This is a genomic window from Ruegeria sp. BHSA163 (genome assembly GCF_059613365.1).
This window is the reverse complement of record NZ_JBXWSJ010000014.1, coordinates 1-21,296: the sequence shown is the minus strand read 5'-3', so window position 1 is coordinate 21,296 and position 21,296 is coordinate 1. Positions and strand designations below refer to the sequence as shown.

Here is a 21,296-nt window from a genome sequence, read left to right as displayed (position 1 = left end):
GCTCTATAACAGAGGGAGGTCACCATGCAGCTGACGGCAAAGACCGTAGTTATTCACGAAACCGGCGGTCCCGAAGTTCTGCGGATCGAAGAACGCCATGTTGGCGATCCGGGTCCGGGAGAGGTTCGCATCCGGCATCAGGCCTGCGGACTGAACTTCATAGACGTATACCAGCGCAGCGGTCTTTATCCGTTGGCATTGCCTCATGCTTTGGGGATGGAGGCCGCCGGTGTTATCGAAGCCGTGGGTGAGGGTGTCACTCATTTGAGTCAGGGACAAAGGGCGGCTTATGCCAGTGCCCCTCCGGGTGCATATGCACAGGCTCGAGTGATGCCAGCAGCGCAAGTCTGTCCATTGCCTGAAAGCATCTCTTTCCGAACCGCGGCTGCGATGATGCTAAAAGGGATGACCGTGGAATATTTGTTCCATCGGACCACTCCGTTGAAGCGCGGGGATACGGTTCTGTTTCATGCTGCGGCGGGCGGAGTGGGCCTGATCGCCTGCCAATGGGCCAAGTCTGAAGGGATCACGCTGGTAGGCACCGCTGGTACGGATGAGAAATGCAGCCTCGCGCAATTCAATGGTGCGGCCCATTGCATAAACTACCGTACCGAGGACTTTGTTGCGCGTGTTTTGGAAATCACCGACGGGAAAGGCGTCGATGTTGTGATGGATTCCGTGGGTGCGGACACGTTTGAGCGATCTTTGGATTGCCTCAAGCCGCTGGGTATGATGATTTCCTTCGGCAATGCTTCTGGGCCAGTGCCGCCCTTGGACATAGGGGTTTTGGCGCAAAAAGGATCGCTTCGGCTGACACGACCGACTTTATTTACGCATATCTCGGACCCCAGTGTCTGTCAGGCCATGGCGAGGAGGTTGTTTGGCAAGGTTGAGGGCAAAGAAGTCAAGATACACGTTGATCAGCAATTCCCATTAGAGGATGTCGCCAACGCGCATCGCGCACTTGAAGCGCGGCAAACCACCGGCAGTACAATTTTAGAACCATAGATTTACTTATATTCGATTTAGTATGACCGATACGCGTCTACCTTCAGCGACAGAAACTATCGGCACCATTTGTAGTTGAAGCACAAACAAATTTGGCGGCAGGAATCCTGCCGCCAAGATTTTCGCACTCTCAGCGCTTTATTACTGCTGTAACTCCGCCGGGGTTTTGTCAGCAATCGTTTCCCAGTTGTTGCTGGCCTGTTCGATAAATCCGGGAATGTCACCCTCCCAACGTTTCTGGATGCCTTCGGACAGGTTCAGATACAGCTTGTTGTCCACGATCTTCCAATAGTTGGGGTCGCCGTCAAACTTGAAACCCATCGCGGCTCCGAACGCGCAATAGCCTCCGTAGGCCGGTAGGTACGCCTCCGGATTTGCCTCAAACGCAGTCTTGTTGTCTTCGTTGGCAAAGCGATAGGTTGCGTCGTTGTGCAATGTGGTTATCTGCCAATCACCCTTGGTGGGTTGACCTTCGGTGAAGTATGCGACGGGGTCATAGCCCTGAAGTGCCAGCCCAGTCGTACTTGTGTTAAGTTCTACGCCGGCCGCCAATGCCGAGCTTGCGATGGCGACTGAAAGTGCAACGCCGCTAATGATGGATCTGATCCTGTTCATGTTTTCATCCTTCGAGCACGGATCGTTTTCAAGCATCCAAATTTTGCTTAGACGACCCAGATTAAGTTGTCCGTGCCTCCTGTAATTGAAGGTCACGCCATCCGAGTTGGGAAACGCCGAGTTCACGTTCAAAGCAATCAATCGTGATTGTGCAGGTACTAAGGGCAGCTGTTCAAAAATGCAGAGAAAGCACAGATTTTTTAAAGACCCAGCGCAGTCAGGACTTTCCGATTTTAGGCTCGGTTCCAGCGCGAATACGAGCCAGATTGGCACTGTGCCGCCAATATACTAACAGGGTCAGAATAACGCCCAGTATGAAGGTGGAGCCGTCTGTCAGTATCACTACCCACGTGGTCGACAAAGCCGCCGCAACAAGTGCGCCCAAAGACGAAATTCTCCATATTGCTGCTGCGACAAGCCAAGTCAGGCAGCAACAAACCCCGACGCGCCAGTCTAGTGCCAGCCATAGCCCTAGAAAGGTTGCCACGCCTTTTCCGCCCTTGAACCCAAGCCAGGCCGGAAAACAATGACCCAGAAAAACCGCAAGTGCGGCAGCTTGCGCCGCATCCTCTCCAGCCAAGGAACGAGCCAAAAGAACCGCCGCCGCACCCTTCGCCGCGTCCATAAGAAGGGTTAACGCGGCTGCGGCCATGTTTCCGGTTCGTAAAACGTTGGTTGCACCGATGTTTCCTGAACCGATATTGCGCAAGTTCCCTAGACCCATCGCACGGGCAATGATCATACCAAACGGTATAGAACCCATAAGATACCCCAGCGCAGCCCAAAGAATGAGCTGAGTTGTTGTACTATCAAAGATCGGCATCAGGTTCTCCGGTAGACTTGTTCGCCAGCGACGTAAGTTGCGGTGACCTTACCCTGCAATCTTTGCCCGTCAAATGGAGTATTCTGAGATTTTGATTTGAGAGTGAAGCGGTCCAGAACAAAAGGAACGTCGGGATCAAATAACACCAGATCGGCCGGAGCACCTATTGCCAATCGACCACTATTAAGCCCCAGTCGTTTGGCAGGATTCAGGGCCATGGCCCTGAACAAAGATGGCAGGTCCAATTGCTCCGCGTGATACAGCCTCAACGCTGCGGGCAATAGAGTTTCAAGCGCGACCGCGCCCGACGCGGCCTCTTCAAATGGAAGACGTTTGCTTTCTTCGTCCTGAGGCGTGTGCATTGAACTGATAGTGTCTATTAAACCAGTCCGAACGGCTTCTATAACTGCTAAACGGTCATCCTCCGAACGCAGTGGTGGCTTTACCTTAAAGAACGTACGGTAGTCGGCCACGTCAATCTCATTCAACGTTAGATGATGAATTGACGTTCCTGCCGTTATGTCCAACCCGTTTCGCTTTGCTCGTTCCAGAGCGGGTAGGGCGCGCGCTGTGGTGATCTGATCGGCATGATACGCGGCCCCGGTCATTTCCAACAAAGCGATGTCTCGGTCCAGCCCCATTCGCTCGGCCATTGGGGACACGGCCGGCAGACCGCGCAGCGCGGCAAACTTTCCGCTGGTCGCTGCTGCACCGCCGCTCAGACCGGGTTCTTGTGGGTGAGCAATCACTAATGCTCCGCAGGATTTCGCGTAGGTCAGCGCACGCGAGAAGACCTTGGTGTTGACGACGACATGATCGCAATCCGTGAACGCGACGGCGCCAGCATCTTGCAGAAATCCGATTTCGGTCATCTCGCGCCCTTCCCGACCCTTGGTTAGGGCAGCCATGGGAAGCACGTTGACAGGAGTATCGGCCTGCGCACGGCGAGTGACAAATTCCAGACTTTCGGGTGTATCGATAGCTGGAGAAGTGTCAGGGCGCGTGACTATGGTAGTCACACCGCCTGCAGCTGCTGCGAGCCCAGCGGACTTATAGCTTTCCTTGTGTCGCTCGCCCGGTTCGCACACTTTGACGCCAATATCGACGATACCAGGCCCGAGGCACTGACCGCCACAGTCAATTGTTTGTTCGTCGGAAACAGGTGGAGTTCCCTCTCCCCTCGCGGCGATGTGACCTTCAGCGATTTGCAGCCATCCGATAAAGTCCTCACTGCTTTCCGGATCAATCAAGCGGGCATTTGTGAAGGTTATGGTGCTCATGCCATTGCCCTTTCGATCGCGGCTTTCGTTGCTGCGGGGTCAGATTGGTACTTGATCAGGTGTTTTTCACCACCATTGGTAACGATCTGAACAAAGCTGCCCATCTTGTTGACCGCTGCAATCTGGATTAGCGGGACTTTGCGGGGGCCAGGACCTGTAAGGGCAGTATCCGTCATCTGCCAACTGGTGGCCAATTCCTCCGAGGCCAGATACCAGGCGCGAACAGTGACTGCGGCAAGGCCCGCGGGAGCGCCTGTCCAGACGTAGGGATTACCAATCACCCACAACACAATCATTGCGCCAGCCATGGCCCCGGCCGCAAGCCACGCGTTGGTACGAATATAGGCCGCCTTGCTCGGTGCGAAAGTTACAGGATCATCCAAAGTAAGCCTCCTATGACAGTTACAAATGCCACAGCTAAAATGGCTGACCCAATTCTGCGCGGATTAGTGTCTTGTTCCAAAATCTGATGCCCAGAGAATGGCAAGGCGCTCTCAGTTTCGATTTTCCCGCCGGACCAGTTTGTGACCGCCTCGGTAAACAGGTCAACCAAACGAACCCTTGGATCGAGCGTCAGCGTTGCCTCACGACCGCGAAAGGCGGCGCTCCGCACGACCAAAACCCAACCTTTAATGGCATCCAGCTTTTCTCGGTTCAGTTGGTCGTCTGAAATACCGCAGCCGTCGTGCAAATAGCCATATAGGCCCAAATCCTCGAGATCTGAGACCGGGAATATGTCGATCTGTTCTGCGTCAAGCCCTGTCACGCCAAGAACCTGGTCGACCGCGCCTGGTTCTCGCAGAAACTTCGCTTCTTCGGGACGCATGTCCAAGTGAAACAGGCGCAGTACGCCGCGTTCGTAGGGTGCTATGTTCAGATCGTTCATGCGGCCTCGGTAAGGTTGCGGGCCAGAAGTTCCATCGCGGCCATACGAACTGCGACGCCCATTTCGACTTGTTCCTGGATAACAGACCTATTGATGTCGTCTGCCAGCGTTCCGTCAATCTCGACACCTCGGTTCATCGGCCCTGGGTGCATAACTATGGCTTTGGGTTTGGCCAGTGCCAGCTTGGCAGCATCAAGACCATAGCGGTGATAGTATTCCCGTTCCGAAGGGATAAACCCACCATCCATCCTCTCTCGTTGCAGGCGCAACATCATCACAACATCAACTTCCCTTAGGCCTTCGTTCATGTCGTCGTAGATTTCCGCACCGAATTCGGCGAATTGTGCGGGCACTAAAGTAGGAGGGCCAATCAGCCTGATGCGGTTCTCCATTTTGCCAAGTAAAATCAGGTTTGACCGTGCCACGCGGCTGTGGGCGACATCACCGCAGATAGCGATGTTCAACCTGTGCAACCGCCCTTTGGCGCGGCGAATGGTCAATGCGTCAAGCAACGCCTGAGTAGGGTGTTCGTGCCGACCATCACCTGCGTTCAGAACTGCGCAATTTACCTTTTGCGCCAGCAAGTCGACCGCGCCGGAATGGGGATGCCTTACAACCAGCAAATCTGGGTGCATTGCGTTTAAGGTCATCGCCGTGTCGATCAGCGTTTCGCCTTTTTTGATCGAACTTGCCTGCATCGCCATATTCATGACGTCTGCGCCCAACCGCTTACCAGCCAGTTCAAAACTGGCTTGGGTTCGGGTTGAGTTTTCAAAGAACATGTTGATCTGGGTAAGACCTGAAAGTACATCAGAGTGCTTGGCTGAGCGACGGTTCAGGTCCACGTATTTTTCGGCCAGATCTAGAATAGCGGTAATATCGGATTGCGACAGATGTTCGATGCCAAGTAGGTGACGATGGGCGAAACTCATGGGCTGGCTCCTGTCTGACAATCGGGCCGCTTATATGAAGCTGCAAGGCACCTGGCAACCTAAGGTTCGGTGCCTTCAGGTAGTTTAGTGCAACCACCTTCGGGCAAACATTGCTCGCCGGGCTTGCACCATTTGCCATATCCACAATCGATTGCTTTCATTGGAACACATCCTTGGTGTTGCGAACACTTGAAACCCGGCCTGCATTGCGATCCGGTTTCCTCGCACAGGAACCAGCCCGGGCGCGAACATCCCCCACCGGGCAAGCAAGCTGAGCCCGGCGCACATGTAAGCCCATCATCGCACCTGGTCGGCGGAGTGGGGTCGAATTCGGGCGATGTGCGTTCACATTCGCCACGAGCGTTGCAGAAGCTTCCGCCCGGACAATCAAGTCGCGAGACACATTTATTAGCTCCTATTGGCGCACAGCGGGTTCCGCCTGCTACGCAGCGTTCAAATGGGCCACAGGATCGTCCGCCGCCACAATAATTCCCGCCGGGTTGTATACAGTGGCCGTCAAAGCTGCATCTTTGCCCGGCTGAGCAGCAGCGAGCGCCGCATTTGATTTGGCCGCCTCTGCATTGGCCAGGTCTGTCGTGAAATGTGGCCGAGGCCGGGCCGCTTGCCAACGAGGCAAGGATCAGTCCGATCAGAAGGAATCGCAAGGTCAACAACATGGATGCGTGCATCGTCTGTGCGTACCGTTCGTATATCAAGTTCTATTCGCTTTCCCTCAGCCCAAAGGAGGGTAAATTAGTTCCATGGAATCGGGCTTGGACATTCACACCGCGCGGGCTCTGCTGGAATGGCAGATCGAACTCGGCGTAACCGAGGCGATTGGTGACGCGCCAGTGGATCGTTATGCGCTTCCGGATACTGGACCAAAGTCTAAAAAACCTACCGCGAAACCTGCCACACCTGTGAAGTCTGAATCGTTAGACGCAGCTTTAGTTGCTCAGCAGGCTGCAACCTCCGCTGGGACGCTTTCAGATTTACGGGCTGCGATGGAGGCGTTTGATCTGTGCGAACTGAAACGCGGTGCGCGTCAACTTGTTTTTGCAGACGGAACCCCGTGCTCACCGGTTATGATTATCGGTGAAGCTCCGGGTCGTGGCGAAGATCGCGAGGGTAAGCCTTTTGTAGGCCGCGCCGGGCAATTATTGGACCGGATGCTGGCTGCCATAGATCTGAATCGGACGAAGAACGTGTATATTACTAACGTTCTACCTTGGCGGCCGCCGCAAAATCGTGACCCCAAACCTGAAGAGATAGGCATGATGGGACCATTTCTGGAAAGGCACGTTGCGTTAGCCAAACCGAAGGTCTTGGTTGTGATGGGCAATATCAGCTGTCAGGCCGTTCTGGGCAAAAGAGGGATTACCCGGTTACGGGGACAATGGAATCAGGCATTTGACCTGCCGGTCCTGCCTATGTTCCATCCGGCCTATTTGCTGCGTCAACCACAAATGAAGAAACAGGCGTGGGCAGACCTGCTGGAGCTGAAGTCATGGCTGAGAACTGACAAATGAGGGTTTTAGCGTTTTCCGATCTGCATCTTGCCCGCAATCGTGCTGCCGACCTAGTTGCAGCAAGTGCGGAAGCCGATCTGGTAATCGGAGCTGGCGACTATTGTAATGCACGAAGTGGTTTGGATGAGGCGATGAAGATGCTGTCGGGCATATCCGTTCCGCTGGTCCTTGTGCCAGGCAATGCTGAAAGCGCCGAAGAACTGACTGATGCCGTGCCAGAAGGTGTCCATGTGCTACATGGCTCTGGAATGACGATTGATGGGCTTCGCGTGTTCGGTTTGGGCTATGGCGTACCGGTTACGCCATTTGGTGATTGGTCTTGCGACATGACTGAAGCCGAAGCGTTAGAGTTGTTAAATCGTTGCGAAACAGCAGACTTATTGATTGTGCATTCTCCACCCAAAGGTTGTGGCGATGTTACATCGCAGGGTATTTCAGTCGGGTCCACCGCGATACGAGATGCAATTGAACGGGTTCAGCCAGACTTTGTTTTCTGTGGCCACATACACGACAGCTGGGGTTTTCGTGGTGCGATCGGACGAACACAAGTGGCCAATTTAGGGCCTCGCCCGAATTGGTTTGAGGTTAGCTTATGACCGGACCTGACACTTTGCCTGCGTTTTTGTCAAAGTTTGTTTACCCTACCAAGTGCTCACTTCTGCCGCATTTCCTTCTATTTGACTTGAACAAGGCCCAAGAATGTTCCGCGAAGAATGGACTGGTCTGTTGGTTTGCGGGCGGTGAGCTTCGGGTTTTGGACTCGAAGGCCACTGCTTCGGGAGTTTTAGTCTGGATCAACGATGGCCTGTCTTTGCCACCGATGGTTCGGTTTTCTACTATGGAAAGGGCCTGAACTGCATGACGAATATTGACGAAAACAAAGAGTTCATCCCTGTCCGGATTGCTGTTCTTACGGTTTCCGACACAAGGTCCTTGGCGGATGACCGATCAGGTCAGACCTTGGTCGATCGCATTGTAAAGGCCGGACACATTCTAGCCGACCGACAAATCGTTCAGGATGAGCGCTCCGAAATAGCTGCCCGATTGCGTCTATGGGTGGCCGATCCCGAGATTGACGTGGTAATTTCGACTGGCGGCACCGGGCTAACAGGTCGAGATGTTTCGGTTGAAGCGCACCGAGATGTTTATGAAAAAGAGATCGATGCGTTTGGAACAGTTTTCACAATCGTTTCAATGCAGAAGATTGGCACCTCGGCCGTTCAATCACGTGCCACTGGAGGCGTAGCAGCTGGGACATATCTGTTTGCTCTTCCCGGCAGTCCTGGTGCCTGCAAGGACGCATGGGATGCCATCCTTGAAAAACAGTTCGATTATCGTCACCGCCCCTGCAATTTCGTGGAAATATTGCCCAGATTGGACGAACATCTGAGACGGAAGTAGGATGTTCGTGCGTTAAACACTAAGTAACTGTGTTGTGGCTTGGCAATTTTCATTGCTCAGCTACCTTTTTCGTAGGGCTACAGTCGCAAACGGAGCTGAGACATCAATGCGATTTCTAAGGCAAAGCCTTGTCGGTGTTTTCCTTGCGTTTATGACGCTGGGCCTGTTGTTCGTAGCTGGTCATATGATTTCCGGGGCAATTCAAGATGTCCTCACCCGCGATACGCAGGCACCCGCGGCCCGAGAGCGTATATTTGCTGTCAGTGTCAGAACAGCTCAGCCGGAAACTGTGGTTCCTTATTTAGAAGCATTCGGTCAGGTACAGAGCCGTCGGCGGCTTGAGTTGCGCGCGGCTCTCGCTGGTCGTGTGGTCGCATTGGCCGAGGATTTTGAAGATGGGGGGACGGTCACTTCAGGCGAACTGTTGGTCGAGCTTGATCCTGCAGATGCTCAATCTGCATTGGACAGCGCCAAGTCCGACTTGCTTGATGCGCAATTCGAAGAACGTGACGCGGAACGTTCGCTTCTGTTGGCGCAAGATGAATTGCGATCTGCCGAAGCGCAAGCCGAATTGCGGGAACGTGCGCTTCAACGTCAGCGCGACTTGCAAACACGAGGAGTCGGAGCGGCAGCCAGCGTGGAAGAGGCTGAATTGGCGGCAACTTCAGCACAGCAGGCTGTTCTTTCCAGTCGGATTGCCCTGGCGCAGGCTGAGTCGCGGGTTGATCAGGCCACAACATTGCTTTCGCGCGCCCGAATTGCCTTGGATGGAGCAGAGCGCGATCTGGAAGACATGACAATCCATGCCAGTTTCGCGGGAACTCTGACTGGAGTGACGCTGGTAGAAGGGCGACTTGTTTCAGCGAACGAAAAACTGGCTGAACTGGTTGACCCAAACGCGCTCGAGGTCGCGTTCCGTGTATCCACAGCACAATATGTGAGACTGCTGGATGATACCGGCGCTTTGATTCAGGCACCTGTCACCGTATCGCTGGAAGTTACCGGAACTGACCTGACTGCAACCGGTCTGATCAGTCGCGACAGCGGGTCGGCAGGAGAGGGACAGACAGGACGTTTGGTCTTTGCTCGCCTTGACGGTGCGCAGGGGTTTAAACCCGGGGATTTCGTAACTGTAACTGTCGAAGAGCAACCCTTGGAAAATGTGGTTCGTTTGCCATCGTCGGTTCTGGACGCCACTGGTAATGTACTGGTTCTTGGAAAAGACGACCGGCTAGAGCCTTTGCCCGTTCAACTGGTGAGACGACAGGGCGATGAGGTTTTACTGCGGGGCGAAGGACTGGCAGGCCGCGAAGTTGTGATTGGTCGAACTCCGCTTTTGGGTTCTGGCGTTCGTGTGCGACCTTTGCGTGTTGAAGCCAGTGCTGATGTCGAACCGGACATGGTCGAACTGACTGACGAACAGCGCGCGCGATTTGTGGCACAGGTCGAAGCAAGCAGTCACATGCCGCAGGCAGTCAAAGATCGGGTATTGGGTCAGCTTCGTGAGGCAAGCGTGCCGGCTTCTTTGGTTCGCCGGCTTGAGACCCGGGCCGGAGGCTGACCAAGATGATGCGCGAAATACCGGGAGCGGCGGGGGGCATCCTCAGCTATTTCACGCGTCATCGTACGGTTGCGAACCTATTGTTGCTGGTCATGCTGGTGTTGGGAGCTGCTGCCGTTCCAAATATGCGCGCGCAGTTTTTTCCGGACGTGATCCTCGAACGTGTCGATGTAAACGTTGCATGGGACGGGGCCGGACCCGAGGATGTAGACAATGGCATCGTACAATTGCTGGAACCTGCCTTGCTTGCGGTCGAAGGTGTGGCGAGTACAGAGTCAACTTCACGAGAAGGATCAGCACGAATACGGCTGGAGTTTGAGCCGAACTGGGACATGTCGCGCGCTGTCGAAGAAGTCAGAACAGCCGTCGACAGTGTGAATAACCTTCCCGAAGATTCCGAAGAGCCTACGATTCAACGCGGCGCGTGGCGCGATCGGGTCACCGACGTGGTCATAACCGGGCCCATCGAAGCAGAACAATTGGCCAAGTTTACAGATGAACTGATCAGCCGTTTGTTTGCAGTTGGCGTTACTCGTACCACAATTCGTGGTTTGGCTGCTCCGCGCGTGGTGGTCGAAGTACCGACCGCGCAATTGATCGCTAACGACATCACCATGTCTGAGATCGCATCTGCTATTGCAGCTGAGGTCACCGCAAGTCCGGCTGGTGATGTGACAGGTGCTAATGCACGTATTCGCACCGGTGCGGAAAAACGCACTCCGGAAGAAATCGAAGGCATCACGCTGCGTAGTTTTGCGGATGGGTCCAAGCTGATTGTTGGCGATGTGGCGCAGATCAGGGTTGAAGGTGTTACCCGGAATCGCAGCTACTTTGTTGGCGACGACCCGGCCATGTCTGTGCGGGTGGATCGTTCGAACCTGGGTGATGCGATTGAAATCCAGCATACAGTTGAGGATGTGGTTCTGGATATGCAGGCAAGCCTGCCCGAAGGTATCACCATCGAACTGATCAGAACCCGTGCTCAGGCAATCACAGACCGTCTGGATATCCTTGTCGATAATGGGCTTGTTGGCCTTGGGCTGGTTGTCTGCCTGTTGTTCTTGTTTCTGAACGCTCGAATTGCGTTTTGGGTCGCCGCCGGAATTCCCGTGGCTATGTCTGCTGCGATTGCACTGATGTACCTCGGTGGACTTTCTATCAATATGGTGTCGCTGTTTGGCCTGATCATCACATTGGGCATCGTAGTGGATGATGCCATTGTCGTGGGGGAACATGCCGATTTTCGTGCCCGTCGTTTGGGTGAGGCACCTGTTGTCGCCGCCGAACGAGCGGCGCGACGGATGGCGATGCCAGTATTCGCAGCTACAATTACGACCGTCATTGCTTTTTTTGGTCTTACGCTCGTGGGAGGTCGGTTCGGCGAACTGATCCGCGACATCCCATTCACCGTCATCGCTGTGTTGGCAGCCTCGCTGATCGAGTGTTTCCTGATTCTGCCGAACCACATGGCTCATGCCATCGCGCATTCGGCCAAGGAACATTGGTATGACTTGCCTAACCGGGTGGTAAATCGAGGGTTTCGCTGGGTACGGGATAATTTGTTTCGCCCACTAGTCGCATGGGTGGTCTGGGCACGATACGTCGTTGTAGCTTTGATGGTGGTGATCTTGGCCAGTCAGATTGCTTTGTTTATCCAAGGCGATGTGAAATGGCGGTTCTTTAATGCACCGGAACGAGGCTCGGTCACCGGCAATTTCATAATGGTTGAAGGTGCCACTCGCGCGGACACCATGGAAATGATGCGCATGGTTCAACGTGCAACTGTTGAGCTGGGTGAGGTTTACCAAGAACGACACGGCCGCAACCCTATTGATTATGTTCTGGCCGAGGTTGGTGGTTCTGCCGGATTCGGACTGGCTGCAGCGGACGGTAAAGATGACGACTTGCTTGGCGGCATCTCTATCGAGCTGATAGATGCCGACCTGCGCCCATATTCCAGCTTTGAGTTCGTCGGCGAGCTGCAAGACTTTGTTCCGCGCCACCCGAAAGTCGAATTGCTTAGTTTCCGGGGGTGGCGGTCAGGACCCGGTGGTGATGCGATAGACGTTCAGTTTTATGGATCCGATGTGAACACATTGAAGGCGGCATCCGAGGACTTGCAGACCGAATTATCGAAATACACTGAGGTGTCAGCGCTTGAAGATAATCTGGCTTACGACAAAGAAGAATTCATTCTGGATCTGACCGCACAGGGGCAAGCGCTTGGTTTCCGAATAGAAACGCTAGGCCGAGTGTTGCGGGATCGTTTGAATGGAATTGAGGCTGCCACATTCCCTGATGGACCACGCAGTGCCGAGATAAGGGTCGAATTGCCCGAAGGAGAGCTGACTGCGGATTTCCTGGAACGAACCCTCATGCGAACACCAGATGGAGTCTATGTGCCGCTTGCTGATATCGTTTCGGTAGAACGCAAGTCGGGGTTTTCGACTGTTCGGCGCGAGAACGGATTGCGCGTGATTTCAGTGAATGGTGACATATCCGAAGACGACCCAACCAAGGCCGCCGAAATCGAGCGAGCGATGCGCGAAGACATACTGCCCAATATCGCCGCAGAACGGCAGGTGGAATGGCGCATGGCGGGTTTAAGCGAACAAGAAGACGAATTTCTCTCCGAGGCGCGAACCGGGCTGATCCTATGTCTTACCGGAATTTACCTTGTGTTGGCATGGGTATTTGCGAGCTGGACGCGACCATTGGTTGTCATGGCAATTATTCCTTTTGGGTTGGTAGGGGCAATCTGGGGCCACTACATTTGGGGCGTGCCGCTCAGTATGTTCACCGTAGTCGGACTGTTGGGCATGACTGGAATTATCATCAACGACTCTATTGTTTTGGTGACTACAATCGATGGCTATCAGCAAGAGCGTGGACTTGTACCGTCAATTGTCGAGGGCACCGCAGATCGTTTGCGGCCAGTGATGTTGACAACCCTGACAACGGTTCTGGGGCTTACGCCTTTGCTTTACGAAAGCTCTCAACAAGCACAGTTCTTGAAGCCTACGGTAATCACGTTGGTTTACGGCCTAGGGTTTGGGATGCTCTTGGTCCTATTGCTCGTACCTGCGCTTTTGGCGATCCTGAACGATGTTTCGCGACCTATGATCGCGATGCGTCGCGCGATGAGGGCACCGGACAGAGTTGTGAGAGGTGCAGTCGCGGCAACGGCCTCTGCTTTATTCCTGTGGCTGGTCGCTTCAATGGTTTGGCCCGCCTTAACCGGCACGCCAATTGGTTTTTTGTCCGGGTTTTACCCAGGCGATGAAGGGTTAACCATTCTTCGACTGGGCTTTGGTATTTTCGCGGCAGGTGCAGCAATTATCCTGATCTTGGGTGTGACAATCTCAGGAATGCTTTACGGGCGCTTATCAGGCCGCGCGGGCACCTAATTCAGCCGCATGGCCTGCGCAAGCAACTCTGGCACCCGTTCGTTCATTTGCAGGTCTCCAATAAGGATTTTCTGAATTGGAAACCAGCGTGCGTCACGAGCATCGTCAGCGGCAACTGGCGCTCCGGACAAATACCGACACATAACGCCGACCAGCAAATAGTGCGATTGCACTCGCCCAGCCGCGTCGCGACCTAATAAATCCAGATTGTCGATATAGCTATCCGGCCGCGCAGTAACCCCGGTTTCTTCCAGCAACTCTCGCGCCGCTGCCTCGAGAACAGTTTCGCCCCATTCTACGTGGCCGCCCGGAAACCCCCACAACCCTTGGTCCGGCTGCTTTTTACGCTGGACCAACAAAACCTGATCCTGGTGTAGCACCACGGCCAGGGCACCAATTTTAGGGACGGGGTTCATTTGGTCAGCCTGCGTCGCACCCAATGATATCAACCGCATGGCTTGCGCCCAAAACAGTGATTCTAACTTCGGATCGATCCAATGCGAACGGACCGCCCGAGACATTCGTTACCTCGGTTCGGGCAATCAAAGTGTTGCCATCGCGTTTTGTTTCCGCTTGCGAAGCCCAAAGCAATGGGTTTCCGGGTTCGATCACTGCGAATTCGGCACCGCCAGCCGAAGGCATCGTAACATGGGCTTCGATTTGCATTCCATCGGTAGTCGGCTTCAAGTGACAGGATGCGGCGGCAACGCCAGCTTCTCGCGCGGAAAACGGGCGTTGGGCCAATGCCGCGGCAATAGCAGGGTTCCTAGCGGCCTGGGCGTCCAGCGTGTGATCAAAACCCAAACGGCCCGGGACACAGACATCTTTGCACACACCCAAATCCATCTCGCCACGCAAGCGAACTGGCTTTGCCGGGTTTTGCGGTGTGATTTCAACAGGCAAGATCAATTGATTCTCATAGCCAATGGATTGCAGGCCATTTTGGTCGAAAACAAGCGGAGCAGGCCAGGTTATCTCGACATCGCCAACATTGCGCGAACGACTCCAATCGAACTGCGGTGGAATTCCCGCGTCGCCGGGAGCGCGCCAATATGTTTTCCAACCATCTTTGAGTTTCAATCGAAGTGCGCCCTGATATGTCCCTTCGGGCGTTCTGCCGCCATCCAAGATTTCCAATTGAACCAACTGATCCATGCCTTGCGCAAAGGCAGACGTTGCAAGGCAAAGGTTTGCCGTAAGTGCTATTGCGGTTGGTTTCCAGAAACTCATCATAATCTATAAATGCGCATTGTTGGCAGGATTGCCAAGTCACGTTCAGGTCAGTGGGGTGAAATGTGTCTGATTCCCCTCAGATCACTTGCCATTTCCTGCGATACAGGGCCATTGTTGACAGGCAGCCGAGAAACGAGACGCCTTCAAATGGACCTGACCGGAAAACTGCTGATTGCAATGCCTGGCATGGGCGACCCAAGGTTTGAGCATGCGGTAGTCTATATTTGCAGCCATGCCGACGATGGAGCAATGGGGCTTATCATCAACAAACCGTCGGATCTTCGCATCAAGACTTTGTTGCAGCAACTCGAAATTCCTTGCCGCATACCTGTTGTTGGCGAACGGCTGGTTCATTTTGGCGGGCCTGTCGAGATGTCACGCGGATTCGTGCTTCATTCCGCAGACTACGAGGCTAACCTGCACTCAATGCAAATCAGCTCTGACTTTAGCATGACTGCGACCTTGGATGTGCTTGAAGATTTAGCGTCTGGGACAGGGCCTCTGAATGCAATGGTGGCATTGGGATATTCAGGATGGGGACCGGATCAGCTTGAGGATGAGATTGCCATGAATGGGTGGCTTACGACCGATGCCAGCCCAAAGTTGGTTTATGACCTGCCCGATGATGAAAAATGGGAAGCTGCGTTGGCGACTTTGGGCGTTGACCCTCTAACTTTATCAGCCAGCGCTGGCCGGGCTTAGCTTCGAGGGGCTGCTGCCCGTCGCAGGCGGTCATTTATTGCTTTGCCAAGACCGATTTCCGGGATCGGAGACACTGCAATCGGGCGGCGTGACTTATCCAGTTCGTGCAGGCAGGCAAACAAGTTTGCGGCAGCTTCGTTCAAGTTGCCGTCCGGTGACAGGTTCATGTCACAGACCACCTCTCCGAAACCGAGCAACACTTCGCCGCCTTGCTGTGACTCGGCATTCAGGCGAACCGAAGCATCGGGGGCATAATGGGACAGTAATTGTCCCGGAGCGGTAAGTGGTTCACCGGGCTCGCGCAGATGGAGCCGGTTACCCAGAGCCGATTCGATACCTTCCAAGGCTACTCCACCCGGGCGCAGTAAGGTTGGTGTGCCGGCAAGCCCAATTATGGTTGATTCCAAACCCACTCCGCAGGGGCCGTCATCCAGGACCGCGGTTATGCGACCATCTAAACCGGCGAGAACATGAGCGGCGGTCGTTGGGCTGATTCGGCCTGAAGGATTTGCTGAAGGGGCCGCGACAGGTGCATCCAAGGTTTTCAAAAGTGCACGCGCTGTGGGGTGGGCTGGAACGCGAACGGCCAGCGTGTCTAACCCTGCAGTAACCAGTGAGGACACTCCGCCTCCTGCCTTTAAAGGAAGAACAAGCGTCAAGGGGCCGGGCCAGAACTGTTCCGCCAGACGCTCGGCTTCATCCGACCATTTAACATAGCGTTGTGCTGCCTCGACCGATGAAACGTGAGCGATAAGGGGATTGAAGCTGGGTCGCCCTTTGGCCGCGTATATTGCAGCCACAGCTTCGCCGTTCCGCGCGTCGCCGCCCAGGCCATAAACCGTCTCAGTCGGGAACGCGACCAAAAGACCCTGCCGCAGGTAATCTGCGGCCTGTTCCAATCCTGCTGGATCGGCGGACAAATACTCTGTGCGGTAAGGGATCATTTGTGGTGACGCCGCGTTTTGGTTGATTGCAACATAGGGACAGGTAGGTAATCGTTCCAACCCAGATGAATAATTATGCGGCTTGCGGATTCCAAGCCCACGCGTAAAACCCGAGAGAAGCCATGCCTTATCGCGCCCCAATCTCCGATTATCAATTCCTGTTAGACAAAGTGGTCGATTTTGATCAGATCGCCGCCACAGAGACGTTTTCGGAGGCCAGCGCCGATGTGGTCAGCGCGATCCTGTCCGAGGCTGGCAAGATGTGCGAAGAGGTTATGGCTCCTCTGCAACGCCCCGGTGATCTCGAACCGGCGCGTCTGGAAAACGGCGTTCTTAGAACCTCGCCCGGTTACGCAAACGGCTGGAAAGCGATCGCAGAAGGCGGCTGGATCGGAATGAGCGGCGACCCTGAATACGGTGGCATGGGTTTGCCAATGACGGTCACGACAGCGGTTAACGAAATGATGAGCGCGGCCTGTCTTTCACTTCAATTGGCGCCATTGATGACGCAAGGCCAGATCGAAGCATTGGAAAACCACGCCAGTGACGCGCTGAAAGAGCTTTACTTGCCTAAGATGATGGCGGGTGACTGGTCTGGCACCATGAACCTGACTGAACCACAGGCTGGATCTGATGTAGGAGCGCTGACCTCTAAAGCCGAACCCAACGGCGACGGCACATATGCCGTAACCGGGCAGAAAATCTACATCTCGTGGGGCGATAATGACTTTTGCGAGAACGTCTGCCATCTGGTACTTGCCCGGTTGCCGGATGGTGTCCCGGGAACCAAGGGAATTTCGCTGTTTCTGGTGCCAAAGTTTATTCCCGATAGAAACGGCAACCCCGGTGTTGCAAACGATCTGAAGGTCGTTTCGCTCGAGCATAAAATGGGCCTTCACGGCTCACCCACATGCGTGATGCAATATGACGGGGCCAAGGGTTGGCTTGTGGGGAAGGAACATGGTGGCATGGCCGCGATGTTCACCATGATGAACAATGCGCGTCTGGGTGTCGGCGGGCAAGGTGTCGGTGCGGCTGAAGGCGCTTATCAGCACGCGCTGGGATATGCGCTGGAACGCAGACAAGGCAAAACGCCGTCCGGTACCATCATTGATCACGCGGATGTGCGCAGAATGCTAATGGAGATGCGAGCCGATGTATTTGCCGCGCGCGCCATTCTGTTGGCTAACGCGGCGGCCATTGATCTGGCGCAGGCGACTGGGGACCAGGAATGGGCCGCGCGTGCGGCTCTGTTGACGCCGATTTGCAAGGCATTCGGAACGCAAACCGGAATGCGAGTAGCTGAAACCGGGGTGCAAGTGCATGGTGGTATGGGTTACATCGAAGAAACCGGTGCAGCGCAATACTATCGAGATGTCCGAGTGACCGCGATTTATGAGGGGACGAACGGCATTCAGGCAATGGACCTTGTCGGGCGGAAAATGATGGATGGTGGCGAGGCAGCTTCAAACCTGCTGGACGAGATTGAGGATCAGGCAGAACGGGCACGCGCGGTTCTACCTGAATTGGCGGGTCCTGTGTGGGAAGCCACTGAATCGTTGCGGGAAACAACGGAATGGTTGGTTTCGCAAATTGAAATGAACGAGCGATTTGCTGGCGCAGTGCCCTATCTGCAAGCATTTGCCCGCGTATTGGGTGGGCATTACCATCTGTCCGCAGCCTTGGCCGATCCGGATGGGCCGCGGGCGAAGCTGGCGCGTTTTTATATTAATGCATTGCTGCCGGAACATGTTGGACTTTTGGCGCAAACCCAAAATGGGGCTGGCGATCTCTATGCGTTAAACGCAGAAGAGTTGGCAGTCTGATGGACGGGGACGTGCCCATCACGATACGTTATCCTTGGACCGAACCACCTGCACCCGGTGAGTGGACCCAGATAGCTGAAGGGGTTCTATGGATAAGGCTTCCGCTGCCGATGGCGTTGGATCATGTGAATGTCTACGCTCTTGATGATGGCGATGGGTGGACAGTGGTTGACACAGGGATGTCCTCGAAAAAGACACGCCTGATTTGGGAAAGACTAATGGCGGGGCCATTGTCCGGTCGGCCAGTAAATAGGGTTGTTGTCACGCACCACCATCCGGATCATGTCGGAAATGCCGGATGGTTCCAGACCGAACACGACGCGGAACTGGTGGCAAGTCGCACTTCGTGGCTGTTTGCACGAATGCTGACTTTAGACGAGCAGGAAAGTTGGCCACAGGAGACTCTGGATTTCTATCGCAGCGCCGGCATGGCCACCGAAGTTCTGTCCAAACGAAAGGCAGATAGGCCTTTCAATTTTGCAGATGTTGTCTATCCCATGCCACTAGGCTTTACCCGGATCAAACAGGGCGATGTCATTCATATGGGTGGCCGGGACTGGGATGTTCACATGGGCAACGGGCACGCCCCAGAACACGCAACATTCTGGAGCCGCGACGATAACCTCGTGCTTACGGGCGACCAAATCCTAAGTTCGATCAGTTCGAACCTTGGCGTATACGCAACCGAACCCATGGCCGACCCTGTTTCGGATTGGCTAGAGGCGTGCGAGCGGTTGGAAACTCTAGCCCGGCCCGATCATTTGGTGCTGGGGGGGCATAAATTGCCTTTTGTCGGTCTTCCGACTCGAATGCGTCAGCTAATAGAAAATCATCACGGCGCGCTAGAGCGTTTGCTTTCTGATCTGGACAAACCAAAAGCAGCAGCAGAATGTTTCCCGGCTTTGTTCAAGCGTCCGATCAAGGACGGCGAATATGGGCTGGCCCTTGTAGAAGCGGTTGCACACTTGAACCATCTTTACCACATTGATGCGGTCACCCGAACGCGTCGCGCGGACGGGGCTTGGGAATATCTGCGCAAAGGTTGATGGAAATGCAGGACAAGATTGAAACATCGGCGGAGGCAGCCGAATCTGCCGCGTTGCCAAGATGTTACGAGGTGCACGCGAATTCCGAAGTGGATTCTGGTTCGAAAGAGCTTCCCAAGCCATTGCAGGAACCGGTCGAAACCAAAAGTCCTGCCAGATGGGCTTATGAACGCTTGATCCTTTACATCCAAAACTTTGAAAAAACGCTGGACGGTGACCATGAGGTGGCGATGGGTTTCACGGGTGGTGATACAGGCGTGATGAGAATCGAAGGCATGGGCTACTTCGACCCTGATATCATAACCTTTTATGGCTCGGATGGCGGCAACGCACGAAGTCAGTTGGTGCAGCACGTGAGCCAGCTAAACGTGATGCTGCGGGCGTTACCAAAATCTGTTGACGACAAGCCAGCCAATCGCATCGGTTTCCGGTTGGCCGCTGATCTGGAAGAAAACTGACAGTCTGACTTGCAATTCCAGTTCACGCAGCCTTGAATGAATGGATCATTCAGGAGGGCGCAGCTTGACCAATTTCTCCGCTGTAACAAATGCCTACACTGGTTCCTGGGCGCGGAGACTTGTCTTTGTCCCAGTTTATGTAGCCGTAAGACTTTTGTTGGTAGCTTTGATAGCGCCAGGTATTGCCATGGCCGTCAATTTGGCGGTCTCGCTGTCGGATCAAGCTGCGTTGACCGATCAAGACATTGCAATGTTCCTGTTATCACCAGCTGGATTTATTGCGGCCGTTGTCGTGCTCAGCTTGTTTCTGCTGGCCGAGGTTTTCGTTTTTGCGGTGATGGCCGGGTCCCTGCGTATGGGCGAGGAAGACCCATGGCGTGCAGGACGTTCTGCGGTCACCCTCATCCTTTCACGCTTGCCTGCTTTGTTCGGATTCGCTGTGCGCCTGATTTTACGTGTCCTTTTTTTGGCCGTGCCCTTCGTCGCAGCAGCAGGGTTGGTCGCGTGGTGGACGCTGACCGAATATGATATCAACTACTATCTAACATTCCACCCTCCGGCATTCTGGGTGGCTGTGATTTTGATTGGGCTTATCGTTCTTGCGCTGGCATGGGTTTTGATCCGCAGGTTGTCGGCCTGGGCGCTGGGCCTGCACTTGGTGCTGTTCGAGAATTCGGGTTCCGCTGCCACATTTTCGGAAAGTGCGCGACGGATGGAAGGCAAGCGGGGTCGCTTGAAGATCGAACTTGCCATCTGGCTGGCAATTCGACTTGTTATCGCCGCGGCGATTGCCTTTGTTGCTGGCCTTTTGTTTGCGCTCGTCCCATTGCAAGAGGGGGTCAACCTCAGGTTTGCACTGACCCTCAGTTTGATCGTTGCCGGCCTTTGGTCTTTGGCTGGACTAGTTTTAGCAGCCACAGCGCTGGGCGCTTTGGCGGTTGTATTGGATGATTTTTTCGAGCCGAATTTCGAAACGCCGTTGTACCCTGCATCCAGTAGCATGCGCCGGCCAGTTCTGGTAACCGTTACCATCGCTGTCGCGGCAGTCTTGATTGGTCTTTGGTCCGGTCAGGCCCTGTTAGAACGTATTCAGGCACCGGATCACGCCGAAGTCATTGGCCACCGCGGCGCCGCTGCCTTGCGCCCTGAAAATACGATGGCTGCCGTCGTTAAGGCCATCGAAGATGGGGCGGATTGGGTCGAGATCGACGTTCAGGAAACTGCCGACGGCGTTGTGATTGTCGCTCATGATAGCGATTTTATGAAATTGGCAGGCGTTGACCTAAAGGTCTGGGATACCACCATGGAAGATGTATCAGAAATCGACATCGGCAGCTGGTTTGATCCGGAATACGCGTCGGAACGTACTCCGACCCTGATTGATGTTCTCACGGCAGCAAAGGGCAAGGCCAAGGTCATCATCGAACTTAAATATTATGGCCACGATGTCGATCTGGAAAACCGCGTGGTGAATGTTGTTGAAGAGCTTGGAATGCAGGAAGATATAGCGACAATGTCTCTAAAGTACCCTGCAGTCCAGAAAATGAAGGCGCTGCGCCCCGATTGGAGAGCTGGAGTTCTGGCCGCAACCGCTGTGGGGGACTTGAGTGGGTTGGATGGCGATTTTGTTGCCGTGAATGCGGCA

22 protein-coding genes are annotated in these 21,296 nt (G+C 54.5%); 11 read left to right on the top strand and 11 right to left on the bottom strand.

Going from position 1 to position 21,296, the window contains the following annotated elements:
* Positions 1-24 precede the first annotated feature (24 nt).
* Positions 25-1,008: a quinone oxidoreductase family protein gene (locus AC2FNV_RS08615; protein WP_170605908.1), complete on the top strand. Its 984-nt coding sequence runs from the start codon at positions 25-27 to the stop codon at positions 1,006-1,008.
* Positions 1,009-1,149: 141 nt separating this feature from the next.
* On the opposite strand, the gene AC2FNV_RS08610 is transcribed toward AC2FNV_RS08615, so the two are convergent.
* The 8 genes from AC2FNV_RS08610 to AC2FNV_RS08575 all read right to left on the bottom strand — a co-directional run bounded on the left by AC2FNV_RS08610 (position 1,150) and on the right by AC2FNV_RS08575 (position 6,181).
* A complete protein-coding gene (locus AC2FNV_RS08610; RefSeq protein ID WP_170606207.1) occupies positions 1,150-1,623 on the bottom strand; it encodes a YHS domain-containing (seleno)protein in 474 nt (157 codons plus the stop codon).
* 217 nt (positions 1,624-1,840) lie between these two features.
* A complete protein-coding gene (gene plsY / locus AC2FNV_RS08605) occupies positions 1,841-2,446 on the bottom strand; it encodes a glycerol-3-phosphate 1-O-acyltransferase PlsY (protein WP_496772987.1) in 606 nt (201 codons plus the stop codon).
* Positions 2,446-3,726: a dihydroorotase gene (gene pyrC, locus AC2FNV_RS08600; protein WP_170605910.1), complete on the bottom strand. Its 1,281-nt coding sequence runs from the start codon at positions 3,724-3,726 to the stop codon at positions 2,446-2,448. Before pyrC ends, plsY begins: the two co-directional genes overlap by 1 nt.
* The gene (locus AC2FNV_RS08595; RefSeq protein ID WP_170474790.1) at positions 3,723-4,109 is read right to left on the bottom strand and encodes a hypothetical protein; all 387 of its coding nucleotides are present in this window, start codon (positions 4,107-4,109) and stop codon (positions 3,723-3,725) included. Before AC2FNV_RS08595 ends, pyrC begins: the two co-directional genes overlap by 4 nt.
* Entirely contained in the window at positions 4,094-4,612 is a 519-nt protein-coding gene (locus AC2FNV_RS08590) for a hypothetical protein (RefSeq protein ID WP_170610880.1), read from the bottom strand. The genes AC2FNV_RS08595 and AC2FNV_RS08590 overlap by 16 nt, the downstream gene beginning before the upstream one ends.
* Complete coding sequence (locus AC2FNV_RS08585; RefSeq protein WP_170605914.1) at positions 4,609-5,544, bottom strand: aspartate carbamoyltransferase catalytic subunit; 936 nt, start codon at positions 5,542-5,544, stop codon at positions 4,609-4,611. The genes AC2FNV_RS08590 and AC2FNV_RS08585 overlap by 4 nt, the downstream gene beginning before the upstream one ends.
* Before the next feature lie 157 nt (positions 5,545-5,701).
* The gene (locus AC2FNV_RS08580) at positions 5,702-5,947 is read right to left on the bottom strand and encodes a hypothetical protein (protein WP_170605916.1); all 246 of its coding nucleotides are present in this window, start codon (positions 5,945-5,947) and stop codon (positions 5,702-5,704) included.
* Between the two features lie 39 nt (positions 5,948-5,986).
* Positions 5,987-6,181, bottom strand: coding sequence for a hypothetical protein (locus AC2FNV_RS08575; protein ID WP_170605918.1), 195 nt, complete (start codon positions 6,179-6,181; stop codon positions 5,987-5,989).
* A gap of 124 nt (positions 6,182-6,305) precedes the next feature.
* Between AC2FNV_RS08575 and AC2FNV_RS08570 the strand changes: the two genes are divergently transcribed.
* The 5 genes from AC2FNV_RS08570 (at position 6,306) to AC2FNV_RS08550 (ending at position 13,442) form a co-directional block, all read left to right on the top strand.
* Positions 6,306-7,073, top strand: a complete 768-nt coding sequence (locus tag AC2FNV_RS08570; protein WP_170605919.1) for a uracil-DNA glycosylase — start codon at positions 6,306-6,308, stop codon at positions 7,071-7,073.
* Complete coding sequence (locus AC2FNV_RS08565; protein ID WP_170605921.1) at positions 7,070-7,669, top strand: metallophosphoesterase family protein; 600 nt, start codon at positions 7,070-7,072, stop codon at positions 7,667-7,669. Before AC2FNV_RS08570 ends, AC2FNV_RS08565 begins: the two co-directional genes overlap by 4 nt.
* A gap of 262 nt (positions 7,670-7,931) precedes the next feature.
* Positions 7,932-8,474, top strand: a complete 543-nt coding sequence (moaB, locus tag AC2FNV_RS08560; RefSeq protein ID WP_170474807.1) for a molybdenum cofactor biosynthesis protein B — start codon at positions 7,932-7,934, stop codon at positions 8,472-8,474.
* 106 nt (positions 8,475-8,580) lie between these two features.
* Entirely contained in the window at positions 8,581-10,035 is a 1,455-nt protein-coding gene (locus tag AC2FNV_RS08555; protein ID WP_170474810.1) for an efflux RND transporter periplasmic adaptor subunit, read from the top strand.
* A gap of 5 nt (positions 10,036-10,040) precedes the next feature.
* Positions 10,041-13,442, top strand: coding sequence for an efflux RND transporter permease subunit (locus AC2FNV_RS08550; protein WP_170605923.1), 3,402 nt, complete (start codon positions 10,041-10,043; stop codon positions 13,440-13,442).
* Here the strand turns inward: AC2FNV_RS08550 and AC2FNV_RS08545 are convergent.
* On the bottom strand, positions 13,439-13,858 hold the full coding sequence (locus AC2FNV_RS08545) for an NUDIX hydrolase (RefSeq protein WP_170605925.1): 420 nt from the start codon (positions 13,856-13,858) through the stop codon (positions 13,439-13,441). The two genes, AC2FNV_RS08550 and AC2FNV_RS08545, sit on opposite strands and share 4 nt — an antisense overlap.
* Positions 13,859-13,862: 4 nt before the next feature.
* The gene (locus tag AC2FNV_RS08540; protein ID WP_496772981.1) at positions 13,863-14,597 is read right to left on the bottom strand and encodes a protein-disulfide reductase DsbD domain-containing protein; all 735 of its coding nucleotides are present in this window, start codon (positions 14,595-14,597) and stop codon (positions 13,863-13,865) included.
* A gap of 225 nt (positions 14,598-14,822) precedes the next feature.
* On the opposite strand from AC2FNV_RS08540, the gene AC2FNV_RS08535 reads away from it, so the two are divergent.
* The gene (locus AC2FNV_RS08535) at positions 14,823-15,377 is read left to right on the top strand and encodes a YqgE/AlgH family protein (protein ID WP_170474819.1); all 555 of its coding nucleotides are present in this window, start codon (positions 14,823-14,825) and stop codon (positions 15,375-15,377) included.
* Here AC2FNV_RS08535 and AC2FNV_RS08530 read toward each other — a convergent pair.
* A complete protein-coding gene (locus AC2FNV_RS08530; RefSeq protein WP_170605929.1) occupies positions 15,374-16,321 on the bottom strand; it encodes an L-threonylcarbamoyladenylate synthase in 948 nt (315 codons plus the stop codon). The genes AC2FNV_RS08535 and AC2FNV_RS08530 overlap by 4 nt on opposite strands.
* 122 nt (positions 16,322-16,443) lie before the next feature.
* On the opposite strand from AC2FNV_RS08530, the gene AC2FNV_RS08525 reads away from it, so the two are divergent.
* The 4 genes from AC2FNV_RS08525 to AC2FNV_RS08510 form a co-directional block, all read left to right on the top strand.
* The gene (locus tag AC2FNV_RS08525) at positions 16,444-18,147 is read left to right on the top strand and encodes an acyl-CoA dehydrogenase (protein WP_170605931.1); all 1,704 of its coding nucleotides are present in this window, start codon (positions 16,444-16,446) and stop codon (positions 18,145-18,147) included.
* On the top strand, positions 18,147-19,193 hold the full coding sequence (locus AC2FNV_RS08520; RefSeq protein ID WP_170605933.1) for an MBL fold metallo-hydrolase: 1,047 nt from the start codon (positions 18,147-18,149) through the stop codon (positions 19,191-19,193). Before AC2FNV_RS08525 ends, AC2FNV_RS08520 begins: the two co-directional genes overlap by 1 nt.
* 5 nt (positions 19,194-19,198) lie before the next feature.
* Positions 19,199-19,651 carry a DUF6173 family protein gene (locus AC2FNV_RS08515; RefSeq protein WP_170605935.1) on the top strand — a complete coding sequence of 151 codons (453 nt, stop codon included), beginning with the start codon at positions 19,199-19,201 and terminating at the stop codon, positions 19,649-19,651.
* A gap of 64 nt (positions 19,652-19,715) precedes the next feature.
* Positions 19,716-21,296, top strand: a 1,581-nt coding sequence (locus AC2FNV_RS08510; protein ID WP_496772977.1) for a glycerophosphodiester phosphodiesterase family protein, incomplete at its 3' end; no start/stop codon positions are given.